This window comes from Streptomyces puniciscabiei, from assembly GCF_006715785.1.
GTDB lineage: Bacteria > Actinomycetota > Actinomycetes > Streptomycetales > Streptomycetaceae > Streptomyces > Streptomyces puniciscabiei.
Window position 1 is genome coordinate 140,163 of sequence record NZ_VFNX01000003.1, and the last position, 13,696, is coordinate 153,858.

General features: G+C 74.2%; 11 protein-coding genes. 1 reads left to right on the forward strand and 10 read right to left on the reverse strand.

All coding sequences use genetic code 11. The features are described 5' to 3' along the window. Nucleotides 1-63 precede the first annotated feature (63 nt). Nucleotides 64-402: a GMC oxidoreductase gene (locus FB563_RS44610; protein WP_234357932.1), complete on the reverse strand. Its 339-nt coding sequence runs from the start codon at nt 400-402 to the stop codon at nt 64-66. A gap of 56 nt (nt 403-458) precedes the next feature. Then, nucleotides 459-1,655, reverse strand: a complete 1,197-nt coding sequence (locus tag FB563_RS36460) for a sensor histidine kinase (RefSeq protein ID WP_055708955.1) — start codon at nt 1,653-1,655, stop codon at nt 459-461. 119 nt (nt 1,656-1,774) lie between these two features. On the opposite strand from FB563_RS36460, the gene FB563_RS36465 reads away from it, so the two are divergent. Beyond that, on the forward strand, nt 1,775-2,746 hold the full coding sequence (locus FB563_RS36465; protein ID WP_055708956.1) for a hypothetical protein: 972 nt from the start codon (nt 1,775-1,777) through the stop codon (nt 2,744-2,746). Here FB563_RS36465 and FB563_RS36470 read toward each other — a convergent pair. The 8 genes from FB563_RS36470 to FB563_RS36505 all read right to left on the reverse strand — a co-directional run bounded on the left by FB563_RS36470 (nt 2,646) and on the right by FB563_RS36505 (nt 13,677). Then, nucleotides 2,646-4,370, reverse strand: a complete 1,725-nt coding sequence (locus FB563_RS36470) for a sodium/solute symporter (RefSeq protein WP_055708957.1) — start codon at nt 4,368-4,370, stop codon at nt 2,646-2,648. The genes FB563_RS36465 and FB563_RS36470 overlap by 101 nt on opposite strands. 31 nt (nt 4,371-4,401) lie before the next feature. Next, nucleotides 4,402-4,647 (reverse strand): hypothetical protein, encoded by a 246-nt coding sequence (locus FB563_RS36475; RefSeq protein ID WP_244329066.1) that lies wholly within the window; start codon nt 4,645-4,647, stop codon nt 4,402-4,404. Between the two features lie 251 nt (nt 4,648-4,898). Next, nucleotides 4,899-5,714 (reverse strand): LytR/AlgR family response regulator transcription factor, encoded by an 816-nt coding sequence (locus FB563_RS36480; protein ID WP_055709728.1) that lies wholly within the window; start codon nt 5,712-5,714, stop codon nt 4,899-4,901. Nucleotides 5,715-5,836: 122 nt separating this feature from the next. Further along, nucleotides 5,837-8,206, reverse strand: coding sequence for a glycoside hydrolase family 65 protein (locus FB563_RS36485; protein WP_199833001.1), 2,370 nt, complete (start codon nt 8,204-8,206; stop codon nt 5,837-5,839). A 2-nt stretch (nt 8,207-8,208) separates the two neighbouring features. Next, nucleotides 8,209-10,293: a xanthine dehydrogenase family protein molybdopterin-binding subunit gene (locus tag FB563_RS36490; protein WP_055709729.1), complete on the reverse strand. Its 2,085-nt coding sequence runs from the start codon at nt 10,291-10,293 to the stop codon at nt 8,209-8,211. A 462-nt stretch (nt 10,294-10,755) separates the two neighbouring features. Then, entirely contained in the window at nt 10,756-11,751 is a 996-nt protein-coding gene (locus FB563_RS36495; RefSeq protein ID WP_142219178.1) for an FAD binding domain-containing protein, read from the reverse strand. Further along, nucleotides 11,748-12,287: a (2Fe-2S)-binding protein gene (locus FB563_RS36500; protein WP_055710452.1), complete on the reverse strand. Its 540-nt coding sequence runs from the start codon at nt 12,285-12,287 to the stop codon at nt 11,748-11,750. The genes FB563_RS36495 and FB563_RS36500 overlap by 4 nt, the downstream gene beginning before the upstream one ends. A 94-nt stretch (nt 12,288-12,381) precedes the next feature. Further along, nucleotides 12,382-13,677: an RICIN domain-containing protein gene (locus FB563_RS36505; protein ID WP_055710451.1), complete on the reverse strand. Its 1,296-nt coding sequence runs from the start codon at nt 13,675-13,677 to the stop codon at nt 12,382-12,384. Nucleotides 13,678-13,696 lie beyond the last annotated feature (19 nt).

Sequence of the window (13,696 nt, forward strand, 5' to 3'; positions counted from 1 at the left end):
ACGGCGTTGCGCTGCCCGGCTGAGGATCTTCGCCCGGTCGGAGTCCGGGGGCCGACGCGGGGGTCAGCCCAGCCGCTCCAGCAGGTGGTCGCCCACCCGGAGAGCGTTCGCGATGGCCGTCAGGGACGGATTGACCGCGCCGATGCTCGGGAAGAAGCTCGTGTCGACGACGTAGAGGTTGTCCAGGTCGTGGGCCTTGCAGTTGACGAGCAGGGCCGAGGAGGCCGGGTCGGTGCCGAAGCACACCGTGCCCGCCTGGCCGGCTCCCGGATGCTGGTCGCGTTCAGTCCGCGCCGGCTGATCATGTCGGCGGCACCGACCAGGATGCGCCCGCGCGACGGCGCGCCGGGCTTGGTCACGGCCGACTGGGAGCAGCTCCCCGAAGCCCTGCCCGAGAAACACCTCAAGCCCGTCTTCGTCCGCGCCGACGGCTGAGCGGCGAGGAATGACACCGGGGCCTAGGGCTGGGCCGGGCCGGCCTGGATGCCGGGGCGGAACTTCGGGACGCGGAGGGTGATCTTCGTGCCCGCTCCGACTCCGGTCTCGATGACGAGGCCGTGGTCGTCGCCGTAGACGCGGCGCAGCCGGCGGTCGACGTTGCTCAGGCCGATGCCGGTGGCGGCTCCGGCCGTGCCGCGCAGAATCGCGCGCAGGCGTTCCGGTTCCATGCCGATGCCGTCGTCCTCGATGACGACCCGGGCCTCGGTGCCCTCGTCCTCGGCGACGATCGTGACGCCGATGCGCTCCACGGCTCCCCCCAGACCGTGTTTGAGGGCGTTCTCCACGAGGGGCTGCAGACAGAGGAAGGGCAGCGTCACCGGCAGCACCTCGGGGGCGATGCGCAGGGTGACCTTCAGGCGGCGGCCGAAGCGGGCGCGGGCGAGTTCCAGGTACTGCTCGATGGAGCGCAACTCCTCGGCGAGGGTGGTGAACTCGCCGCCCCGGCGGAAGGAGTAGCGGGTGAAGTCGGCGAATTCCTGGAGGAGTTCGCGGGCGCGTTCGGGATCCGTGCGGACGAAGGAGGCGATGCTCGCGAGGGAGTTGTAGATGAAGTGCGGGGAGATCTGGGCGCGCAGGGCCCGGACCTCGGCCTCGTGGGCGCTGGTGCGCGCCCGGTCGAGGCCGGCCAGCTCGAGCTCCAGGGAGAGCCGGCGGGCCGCTTCCTCGGCGGCCCGGACGAGGGCGGTGGATTCGGCGGTGGCGAACACGGCGAGGGCACCGGGGGTGCAGCCGTCGTCGGTGAGCGGCACCAGCGCGCCCCAGCGGACGGGGCAGCCGGCGTCCTGGCAGGACAGCGGGAAGGCCCGGGCGCGGGTTGGACGGGCGAGCCGTGCCGTCACCTCCGCGCGGTGGTGTTCGCCGGCACCGTCCCAGGCGAGCACGGCGGTGTCGTCGGTGAGGGCGAGCGCGGGGGTGCCGAGCAGAGGGCGCAGCCTGCGGACCGCCTTGCGGGCGGTGTCCGGGGCGAGCCCGGCGCGCAGGGGTGCCGCGGCGAGCCCGGCGGTGTGCAGGTCATGGGCGAGGGCGTGCCAAGCCCCGTCGGCGTCGGCCGCGTGCTCCTGCTGCCGGCGCGCCGCCGCGTGCCCGAGGGCGGCACCGAGCACGAACAGCGCGAACCCGGCGAGAGCGAGCGCCGCGGTACCGAGGACGGTCATGGGCGACGCGGGTTCGGGCCGAGGGGGTGGGTGGTGGAGCACCGAGGGGCGCCGCCGAGCGCGTGCCCGGTCCTCCGCCCGGCGTCTCCTCGGTGCCGTCGGACGTCGGGAGTCGGGCGGTGCCGGGGGACGCCGCGGGCTCGCCGGCGCGGGCGAGCGCCGGAACCGTACCGGTGACGCCCGGCACCAAGACCCTGCCCGAACCGGCGAGCGCCGGAACCATACGGACGACGCCCGAAGTCAAGACCCTGCCCACGCGGGCAAGCGCCGGAACCCTGCCGGTGACGCCCGGCACCAAGACCCTCCCCGAACCGGCGAGCGCCGGAACCGTGCCGGTGGCACCCGGCACTGAGATCCTGCCCGAACCGGCGAGCGCCGGAACCGTACTGACGACGCCCGGCGTCAAGACCCTGCCCACGCGGGCGAGCGCCGGAACCCTGCCGGTGACGCCCGGCACCAAGACCCTCCCCGAACCGGCGAGCGCCGGAACCATACGGACGACGCCCGGCGTCAAGACCCTGCCCACGCGGGCGAGCGCCGGAACCCTGCCGGTGACGCCCGGCACCAAGACCCTCCCCGAACCGGCGAGCGCCGGAACCGTACTCACGACGCCCGGTGTCGAGACCCTGCCGGTGTCGACCGTCATCGGGGCCGCTCCAGTGACACCGAGCATCGGATCCTTCCCGGCGCCGCCCGGCGCCGGGGCCCTGCCGGAGCCGTCCTACATCGGGACCGCTCTCATCCCACCCCGCATCGAGACCTTGCCGGTGCCGTCCAGCGCCGGAACCTGGGCGATACCGGCCGGCGTCGGGCTGCTGTCCGTGTCGTCCCGCCGCGGGTTCCTTCCGGTGGCGTGGAGCGTCGTCCTCCGGCCGGTCCGGGAGGCTCTCGTGCTCGCCTGTCCCCCGCCGGCCGGCAGGCGCCTCGGCACCGCCGCCGGGCACTCCGGCTCGGCTGTCCGTGTCGTCGGTCTGCACAACGGCTCCTCGGTCAGGTCGTCGCCGGAGAGGCTGGGGGTTCGGGGAGGTGGAGGCGGGCCATGGTGGCGGCGGTGCCGGGTGGGACGCGGCTGCGGGTGGCCAGCGAGGTGAGGATCATCGCCGCGAAGCCGACGGGGACGGACCACACCGCGGGCCAGGCCAGCAGGGTGTGCAGCCAGCCGGAGCGGGCGCCGCCGGCGATGGTGGCCGTCACCGCGGTGAGCGCCGAGCCGCCGCCGAGGACGAGTCCGGCGATCGCGCCCGGCGAAGTCAGGCCGCGCCACCAGATGCCGAGGACGAGCAGCGGGCAGAAGGAGGAGGCCGAGACGGCGAAGGCCAGGCCGACCGCGTCGGCCACCGGCAGGTCGCTGACCACGGCTGCGGCGGCGGTCGGCACCGCGATCGCGGGCAGCGTGGCGAGCCGGAAGTGGCGCACGCCGAGCGTGGGCAGCACGTCCTGGGCGAGGACGCCCGCGACGGACATGGTGAGCCCGGACGCCGTGGACAGGAACGCCGCGCAGGCGCCGCCGGCGACGAGGGCGCCGAGCAGGTCCCCGGCGGCTCCGCCGATCAGCCGCTGCGGCAGGACGAGGACCGCGGCGTCGGTGTCGCCCGTCAGGAGCAGGTCGGGGGCGTACAGGCGGCCGAGCATGCCGTACAGGGGGATGAGGAGATAGAACACGCCGAGCAGGGCGAGCACGCTGACGGTGGTGCGGCGGGCGGCGCGGCCGTCGGGGTTGGTGTAGAAGCGGACGACCACGTGCGGCAGGCCCATGGTGCCGAGGAAGGTGGCGAGGATCAGCCCGTAGGTGGCGTACAGGCCGTGCTGTGCGCGGTCCGAGGACAGCGGCCTGGCCCAGCTGGAGGGCGCGGCGCGGCCGGCCGCCGGGTCCGGCAGGGGGACGCGGGCGCCGGCCGGGAAGCGCAGGGCGGTCCGCGGGGCGATCCGGTGCCGGCCCTCGACGAGCCGCAGTGAAGTGCCGTGCAGCGTACGGCCGTCGACGGTGCCGGAGGCGGTCACCCGGACCGGCTCGCGCACGGTGAGGGTGAGCGGTGCGTCGACGCGCACCTCGGTGGAGCGGTGGAAGACGGGCCGCTCGTCCCAGGCGGGCGCCGGGGCGTCGTCGCCACGCCAGGCGAGCAGCAGGAACACCACCGGCACCAGCAGGGCGGTGAGTTTCAGCCAGTACTGGAAGGCCTGGACGAAGGTGATGCTGCGCATCCCGCCGGCGGCGACGGCCGCGGTCACCACGGCGGCGACGACCAGCCCGCCGAGCCAGCCGGGTGCGCCGGTGAGCAGCCGCAGGGTGAGGCCGGCGCCGCGCAGCTGGGGCAGCAGGTACAGCCAGCCGATGCCGACGACCAGCACTCCGGCGATCCGCCGCACCGCCCGGGACTCCAGCCGGGCCTCGGCGAAGTCGGGCAGGGTGTAGGCGCCGGAGCGGCGCAGCGGGGCGGCGACGAAGGCCAGCAGGACCAGGAACCCGGCGGTGTAGCCGATGGGGAACCAGAGCATGTCGACGCCCTGGGCGAGGACGAGTCCGGCGACGCCGAGGAAGGAGGCGGCGGACAGGTACTCGCCGCTGACCGCGCAGGCGTTGAGGCGGGGGGCGACCGTGCGCGAGGCGACGTAGAAGTCGGAGGTGGTGCGGGAGACGCGCAGGCCGAGCGCGCCGACGAGGACCGTGGCGAGGATCACGGCCGTCACGCCCACGATGCCGTACGTCTGGTTCACCGGCCGGCCCCGGCGGGAAGTCGGCGCATGGTCAGGGGCGTTCCGCGGGGGTGCCGGCGGCCGTGTCGGTCTCGTTGTGCTCGGCGCGGCGGACGTACCATGCGCCGATGGCCAGCAGGGCGGGGTACGGCGCCAGGCCCAGGACGACCCATACGGCCAGGGGGACATGGGGTGCGGTGTCGGCGAGCGGCAGGATCCGCAGCAGCACGGGGAGCAGGCCGAGCAGGACGGCGAGGAGGGCCGTGGTGACGAGCGCGGCCCGGAGCTGACGTCGCATCAACTGACCTACCTGGGCCTCGGATCGGGACTGCGGTAAGGGCGCGGGGCGGGGTGGGGCCGTACGGCCGGAGGGGCGCGGGCGTCCGGTGACCACCTCTCTGCGAGGGACGGATTCCGCACCCATGACGCACTCCCCGGCGCAGCGGTGATCACCTTGTGCTGCCGCGAGTGTACGCAGCGGTCCGGCGCCGAGACAGCGGGTGGACGAGAATCGCCACAGGTCCGTCACCCGGCGACCGCTCGCGTGGCTCAACGGGCCCGGCCCGCCGCGTGTCCGGCCAGCAGGTCCCGCAGTTCCCGGGCGTTGCGCCGGCTCACGGCGAGGACGCGGTCGCCGATCCGTACGGTCATGTTGCCGCCGTCCAGGCGCAGTTCCTCGATGCGGCCGAGTGCGACGAGCCGGCTGCGGTGGATGCGTACGAAGCCCCGGGCGCGCCACTGTTCCTCAAGGGTGGACAGCGGGACGCGCACCAGGTGGCTGCCGTGCGGGGTGTGCAGGCGCGCGTAGTCGCCCTGGGCCTCGACGTGGGTGATGTCGGCGATGGGCACGAACCGGGTCACCCCGCCCAGTTCGACGGGGACCTGATCGCCGAAGGCGGACGTCTCCTCGGGCGCGGTCCCGGCGTGGGCGGCGGCCGGCCGGGGGCCCTGCCCGGCCCGGACCAGTTCGGCGACCCGGCGTACGGCCTCGGCGAAGCGTTCCTCGCGGAGGGGCTTGAGCAGGTAGTCGACGGCCTTGAGGTCGAAGGCGCGGACCGCGAAGTCGTCGTGCGCGGTGACGAAGACGATCAGCGGCGGGGCGGCGAACCCGCCGAGCAGACGGGCCAGTTCGAGGCCGTCGAGGCCCGGCATGTTGATGTCGAGGAAGACGACGTCGACCGCTGTCTCGCCGTCCGGCCCGTCCGCCACGGCCCGGCCGAGCCGGCGCAGTGCCTCGGTGGGTCCGGCCGCGGGCACCACGGTGCCGACCCGGGGATCCCGCCGCAGGAGGTACAGCAGCTCCTCGAGCGCGGGTTCCTCGTCGTCCACCGCCAGCACACGCAGGGGCGCGTCGCTCGCGCTCATCTCCGCTGTCTCCTTCCTGCTTCAACCACTTACCGGTGCATGGTGGTCTTCCCCGGCCTCCGCGTCGAGATCGCGGCCCGCGGTGGGGTGAACCGGGGGACACGGTGACCGAGGGCTGAGCGTCAGTCCGGGACCACCAGCCGTGCCGCCTCTCCCGGGCCGACCGGGACCACCCGGTCGCGCAGGCAGACGTCGATGGGGGCGCGGTCGGAGTCCGGTACGGCGACCTCCAGGAGGCCGCTGCGCAGGCGGAGGTGGACGCCCCAGTGGCCGTGGTAGCGGATGGCGAATCCGTAGGAGGAGAGTTCGGGCAGCGGCACCGGGTCGAGGCACAGGGCGCCGTCGCGGGTCTCCAGGCCGGTCAGTCCGCGCTGGACGAGGTCGAGGGTGCCGGCCATGGCGCCGAGGTGGATGCCCTCGCCGGTGGTGCCGCCCTGCAGGTCGGCGATGTCACCGCGCAGCGCCTCCTGGACGAAGGCCCAGGCGTCGCCGCGGCGGCAGCGGGCCAGGACCCAGCCGTGGACCAGGCCGCTGAGGGTGGAGCCGTGGCTGGTGCGGTGCAGGTAGTGGTCGACGGTGGCCGTCCAGGTCCGTTCGTCGAGATGATGGCCCAACCGGTGGAAGAGGGCGCGGAGTTCGGCCGTCGAGAAGAGGTAGCCGAGCATGAGGACGTCGGCCTGCTTGGACGCCTTGTAGCGGTTGACGGTGTCGCCCTCGGCCTCCAGGATCCGGTCGAGGCGGCGGATGTCGTCGTACCGCTTGCGGTAGTCGTCCCAGTCCAGCTCGGCGAGGTCGCCGTAGCCCTCGAACTGGCTGATCACCCCGTCGTGGAAGGGGATGTGGAGGGAGCGGGAGATCTCCTCCCAGCGGGCGGGTTCGTCCTCGTCCAGGGCGATGCTCTCGGCGAGTTCCCGGCGGCGCGGCTCGGGCATGGTGCTCAGCAGGTCCAGGGTGCGGGCGAGCACCCACGCGGCGGTGACGTTGGTGTACGCGTTGTCGTCCAGGCCGGGTTCGGCCGCGCCGGGGTAGGCGTCGTGGTACTCGTCGGGGCCCATCACGCCCCGGATGCGGTACCGGCCGAGACGGTCGTCGTAACCGGCCGAGTCGGCCCAGAAGCGGGCGATGTGCAGCAGCATCTCGGCACCTTCGCCGTGCAGGAAGTCGATGTCCCCGGTGGCCTCGCAGTACTGCCAGATGTTGTACGCCACCGCCGAGCCGACGTGGTGCTGGAGCCGGGAGTGGTCCGGCACCCAGCGGCCGGAGCGGGGGTTGAGATGGACTTCCTGGGCCTCCTCGCGGCCGTCGCTGCCGCTCTGCCACGGGTAGAGCGCGCCGCGCCGGCCGAGTTCGCGGGCCGCGTGGCAGGCGGCGTCGAGACGCCGGTGCCGGTAGTGCAGCAGGGCGCGGGAGACCTCGGGGAGGTGCAGGTTGAGGTAGGGCAGGACGAACAGTTCGTCCCAGAAGACATGGCCGCGGTAGGCCTCCCCGTGCAGTCCGCGTGCGGGGACGCCGACGTCGAGGTCGGCCGTGTGCGGCGACAGCGTCTGCAGCACGTGGAACAGGTGCAGGCGCAGGATGCTGCCCGCCTCGCCGGGCACCTCGAGCGCGGTGCGCCGCCACAGCTGCTCCCAGGCCGCGGCGTGCGTCTGAAGCAGTGCGTCGAAGCCGGGGGCGGCGCCGACGCGGTCGACGGCCGCGTCCAGCGGGTCCCCGATGGCGGGGTCGTGCGAGGTGTGCAGCGCCACCGTCTTGTCGACGGTGACGGTGCGGTCGGGTGCCAGGCGCAGCCTCACGTGCTGGACGGCGCGCAGGGCCTCGTGTGCCGTCGCCACCGGCGCGTCGACGGCCAGCCGGGCCGCGAGGACGCACTCGATGCGGGAGGTGCGCGTGTGGCAGCGCAGCCACATCGCGCCGTGTGCGGCGAGGCCGGTCCGGATCTGGGTGAGGTGCCGGCCGTCCAGGTCCCGGTAGCGGGCCACGCCGGAGTTGGTGACGCGTCCGTCGAGCGCGGCCTCGACCTCCAGCTCGACCCCTCCGCCCTCGACGGTGAACTCCGTGCGCAGCGCGGCGAGATGACGGTCGGCCAGGTCGACCAGGCGCAGCTGGCGCACATGGAGAAGGGCGCCGCCGTCGAGGGCGTAGCTGGTGCGGCGTTCCAGCAGGCCGGGGTCGAGGTGGACGATCAGCAGGTGTTCGGTGACGGGGGCGGAGTCCGGGGTGAGCCAGGCGCTCCCCACCTGGCGGAACCGCAGCGGCAGCCAGTTGGGCAGGTTGACCATGTCCTCGTTCTCGACGCGGCGGCCGGCGATCTCGGAGGTGAGCCGGTCGTAGCAGCCGGCCACGTAGGTGCCCGGGTAGTGGACCTCGTCGGCGATGCACTCGGGCAGCGCCCCGCGGGTGGCGAAGTACCCGTTGCCCAGGGTGCACAGCGACTCCCGCAGGCGCTCCTCCTCCGGCCGGTAGCCCTCGTACTCCCAGGTCGGTCCCGTCACGGTCACCCCTCGGACAGCAGGCCCGTGAGGATCCGGTCGGGGGTCAGGGGCAGTTCGCGGAAGCGGATGCCGGTGGCGTGGTGGACGGCGTTGCCGATGGCGGCCGCGGTGCCGACGATGCCGATCTCGCCGATGCCCTTGCTGCCCATGGGGTTGAGGTGCGGGTCGTCCTCGTCGATCCAGTCGGCCTCGACGGCGGGGACGTCGGCGTGCGCGGGCACGTGGTAGGAGGCGAGGTCGGCCTCGGTGAAGTCGCCGAATGCGCCGTCCAGTGTGCTGTGCTCGGTCAGGGCCATGCCCAGACCCATGATCATGCCGCCGGTGAACTGGGAGCGCGCGGTCCGGGCGTTGAGGATCCGCCCGGCCGCGAAGATCCCGAGCAGCCGCCGTACCCGGGTCTCGCCGGTGACGGTGTCGACGGCGGCCTCGGCGAAGTGGGCGCCGAAGGCGTGCCGGGCGTAGGGGCTGTCCGCGTCGGCCCGCCCGGCGGTGTCGGCGTGGGTCTCGATGCCGTCGGCGGGCAGCGGTCCGGTGTGCGCGGCGAGCCGGGAAGCCAGCTCGGTACACGCCTCGTGCACGGCCCAGCCCCAGGAGGCGGTGCCCGTGGAGCCGCCGGCCAGCCACGCCGACGGCAGGTCGCTGTGCCCGATCTCGGTGCGGACCCGGTCGAGGGGCACGCCTAGGGCGTCGGCGGCGATCTGGGCGAGGACGGTACGCGCCCCGGTGCCGATGTCGGTCGCGTTGATCCTGACCACGCAGCTGCCGTCGGGCAGGGCGCGGGCGGTCGCGGTTGCCGGGACGGCCGCGGCCGGGTAGGTGGCCGCGGCCACGCCGGTGCCGATGAGCAGCGGGCCCTCGCGGCGCACGCCTGGACGTGGGTCGCGCCCGTCCCAGCCGAAGCGGCGGGCGCCCTCGCGCAGGCACTCCACCAGGTGCCGGCTGCTGAACGGCTTGCCGCCGTCCGGCTCCCGTTCGGGTTCGTTGCGGACGCGCAGCTCCACCGGGTCCATGCCGAGGGCGTGGGCGAGTTCGTCCACGGCCGACTCCAGGGCGTACATGCCGGGCGCCTCGCCGGGGGCGCGCATCCAGGACGGGGTGGGCACGTCGAGGGGGACCACCCGGTGGGAGCTGAGCAGGGCCGGGGTGGCGTACATGACGCGTGAGGGCACCGCGGCCTGCTCCACGAACTCCTTCACCCGGGAGGTGTGGGTGGTCACCTCGTGCAGTACGGCGGTGAGCCGGCCGTCCGCGCTCGCGCCGAGGCGCAGCCGTTGCACGGTGGGGGCGCGGTGGCCGACGGTGGTGGGCAGGTACCGGCGGGGGTAGGCGAGGGTGACGGGCCGGCCGGTGCGCCGGGCGGCCATCGCGGCGAGCACGACGTCCGGGCGTGGGGTGCCCTTGGAGCCGAAGCCGCCGCCGACGTGCTCGGTGACGACGGTGACGCGGTCCTCGGGCAGCTCGAACATGTGGGCGAGCACCTCCCGCACGGTCGTGCCGCCCTGGCTGGAGGTGTACACGGTGAGCCGGTCCCCGTCCCAGTGGGCCGTGCTGGCGTGCGGCTCCATGGGGTGATTGTGCAGCGGCGGCACCCGGTAGGTGACGTCGACGCGGACCTCGGCGGCGGCGAAGGCGGCCTCCGGGTCGCCGTGCTCGACCCGGCCCGGGAAGCCGGCGTTGGCCTCCTGAGGCTCATAGGCGTCCGGGCTCCCAGGATCGAGATCGGCGTGATGGGGTTCGGTCGTGTAGGTGACCCGTACCGCCCGGGCGGCCGCGCGGGCCGTCTCCAGGGTGTCGGCGACGGCCAGGGCGACGCACCACCCCCGGTGCGGCACCTGCGGGCCCTGCAGGACGGCGAGCGTGGCGTCCTCGGGTGCGGCCAGGCGCGGGGCGTCGTCGGGGGTGAGGACGGCGAGGACACCGGGCAGCGCGAGGGCGGCCGAGGCGTCGACGGCGGCGACCCGTCCACGGGCGATGCCCGCGGGCACGGGCCAGGCGTGGACCCGGCCCGGCAGGGCGTACTCGGCGGCGTAACGGGCGACCCCGGTGACCTTCTGCCGCCCTTCCCGCCGCTCGGCGGGGGCGCCCAGGGCGGTGCCGGGGGCCGGGCGACGCTCGCCAGGAGCCCCGGTGGGGGTGTCACCGGCGGCGCCCCGCGTCTCCGGGCGCTCGGCCCGGGCGCCCAGGGCACTGTCACGGGCCGACGGCCCTGAGGCACGGCGCCCCCCGGCAACCGTGCCGAGGCCAGCGGACCGTACGTCCTGGGGCTCGACGGACGCGTCCACGGCACCGCCGGGCGCCGGACGCCCCGCTGGTGGCCGCTCACCGAAGCCCCCGGGTGAGGCACCGGGCACCGGGGGCCGTGCCTCCCGACCTTCCGCGGACGCGGCCGGGGCACTGCCGCGGGCCGACGGCCCTCGTGCCCGGTGCTGGTCCGAAGCCCGGGCCGGGGTGCCGGGGGCCGGGGGCCGTGCGGGCCGGGGCTCTGCGGGAGTGGCCGGGGAGTTGCCGGTCATGGGTTCCTCCTGGTCTGGTCGGTCCTCCCGCGCGGCTCAGGCCGGCGCCGGGGCCGGTGCGAGGCGGTTCAGGACGTCCAGGGCGAGGTTGCGGGCGAGGGGCACCTTGTAGGCGTTGTCGCGCAGCGGCTCGGCGTGCGCGAGTTCCAGCGCCACCGCGCCCTCGAAGGCCTCGGGGGTCGCGGGGGCACCGAGCAGGGCCAGCTCGGTGTGCCGGGCCCGCCAGGGGATGTGGGCGAGCCCGCCGAAGGCGACCCCGACCTGGTCGACGACGCCGTCCGCGACCCGCAGCACGACGGCCACGGAGGCGAGGGCGAAGGCGTACGACGCCCGGTCACGGGCCTTGCGGTAGGCGGACGGGACACCGGCGGTGGCGGCCGGGAGCAGCACACCGGTGATCAGTTCGCCGGGGCGGATCCAGGTGTCCCGTTCGGGATGCTCGCCCGGCAGCCGGTGGAACTCGGCCGCCGGCAGCCGCCGGGTGCCCTCGGTGCCGTACAGCTCGACCTGGGCGTCCAGCGCGGCGAGGGCCACGGCCATGTCGGACGGGTTGGTGGCGATGCAGTGCTCCGAGTGTCCGAGGACGGCGTGGTCGCGGTGGACGCCCTCCCGGGCGCCGCAGCCGCTGCCGGGCTCGCGTTTGTTGCAGGGTTTGTCCAGGTCCTGGAAGTAGGGGCAGCGGGTGCGCTGGAGCAGGTTGCCGCCGGTGGTGGCGGCGTTGCGCAGCTGCCCGGATGCGCCCGCGAGGAGCGCCTGGGACAGCGCCGGGTAGCGGTCGCGGACCCGGGGGTCGGCGGCCAGGTCGCTGTTGCGGACGGTGGCGCCGACGCGCAGGGAGCCGTCGGGCAGCTCCTCGATGGTGCCGAGCGGCAGCCGGCCGACGTCGATCAGGACGGCGGGGCGCTCCACGCCGAGTTTCATCAGGTCGACCAGGTTGGTGCCGCCGGCCAGATAGCGGGCGCCGGGGTGGGCGGCGTACGCCTCGACGGCCTCCTGGACGCTGCCGGGCCTGAGGTATCCGAAGCCGTTCACCGGATCACGTCCTCGACCGCCTCGACGATGCGCGGGTAGGCGCCGCAGCGGCACAGATTGCCGCTCAGGCGCTCGCGGATCTCGGCCCGGTCCAGCGGGACCGGGCGGCCGGAGGGCGCCGCGGGGTCCGTGGCGTGGGAGGGGTGGCCGGCGGCGGCCTCGGCGAGCATGCCGACGGCGGAGCAGATCTGCCCCGGGGTGCAGTAGCCGCACTGGAAGGCGTCGCGGTCGACGAAGGCCCGCTGCAGCGGGTGCGGCTCCTCGCCGTCCCCGCCGAGGCCCTCGACGGTGGTGATCTCGCAGCCGTCGAGGGCGACCGCGAGCAGCAGGCAGCTGTTGACGCGACGGCCGTCGGCCAGCACGGTGCAGGCACCGCACTGGCCGTGGTCACAGCCCTTCTTCGCCCCGGCGAGGCCGAGGTCCTCGCGGAGCAGGTCCAGCAGGACACGCCGGTGGTCGACGTGCACGGTGTGGGGTTTGCCGTTGACCCGGAGGGTGATCTCCGAGGCGACGGGGAGCTGGTTCTGTCTGGTCATGGCAGGCGTTGCCTTCCGGACGGGCCCTGGTGTCCGTCCAGACCGCGTATCCACGCGGCGGTGCCTCACACGTCCGGGAGGCCACGCCCTTCGCTCACGGGTAGCGGACGAGGTCCGCGACGTTGGCCGAGGAGTTCGAGGGTCCTCCGGTGTTGTCGATGACGTGACCGATGGTGCCGGTGCCGGCGAGGGAGACGGTGACCATGCTGGTGAAGCGGACGTTCGGGTTGTCCGGCACCTCGAAGGCACGGTCGGCGGTCACGCTCGGGTCGGCGTTGAAGTAGCAGTAGCTGCCGAGGCCGTACGCCTGGTGGCTGGTGACCGAGTCGGCGACCTCGTAGGCGGCGTAGCCCTTGGTGGAGCCGTTCATCCAGGCGGACTGGTTCGGCGGGTCGTACGGCATCTCGTTCTGGAAGAAGTAGGTGCGGCCGCCGTTGCCGTTCCAGATCACCTGGTACTTCTGGAAGTGCTCCACGAACAGGCCGTACATCGTCACGTCGTCGCCGTTGACGACGAGTCCGGTGTCGGCGGTGTTGCTGGTCCAGCCGACGCCGCTGCCGTGGTCGGCGCGCCAGATCCACATGTGGTCGCCGATCACGTTCCTGCTGTTCACGACGAGGCTGGTGACCGCCTTGCCGACACCCGCGCCGCCGTCCGCGCTGTAGGCGCCGGGCTTGAACAGGACGGCGTAGCGCTGGGAGCCGAACTGGTTGGTCTCCTGCTGCTTGAAGATCGTGTCCAGCCTGCTCTGGATGGTGGACGACGACATCGACGGGTCGAAGACGACGACGTTCGGGCCGAGATCCGGATCGCTGCTCGACGGGGTCACCGGAACCACCTGGAAGCGCTGGGCGGCGGTGCCGTTGCAGGTGTACTGCACGAACTGCACGCTCTCGGCGGTGGATGCGCTGGGGTCGTCCAGGCACTTGCCGCTGTTCTTGTTGACGAAGTGGAAGGCGCCGCCGCCGTCGTGCACGGCCTGCCACTGCTGGTTGGCGCCGCCGCCGTAACTCCACAGATGCACCGGCGCGTTGTCGGCCGTGGACACGTCGCTGACGTCGACGACCTGGTTGGTGTCGTTGCGGCTGTCGATGTGGACGTAGCCGCTGCCGGCGTCGGTGAAGCTCCATTGCTGGGCCGTGGTGCCGTTGCAGGCGTACTGCTGGACGGCGGTGCCGTTCGCGGTGGCGGCGGCCTTGGCGTCGAGGCACTTGCCGCTCGCGGCGTTGACGACCGTCGCGAAGCCGGTGGGCAGCGCGGCGGCCTGGGCGGTGGCGGCGTGCGCGGGCCCGGCGCCGAGCAGGGGCGTCGGCGCGGTGGTGAGCAGGGCGGCGGCCGCTGCCGCGACGAGCGCGACGGCGGTTGGTCCGCGACGTGAGAGGGGAAGCACGGGTTCTCCTGCGGGGGGA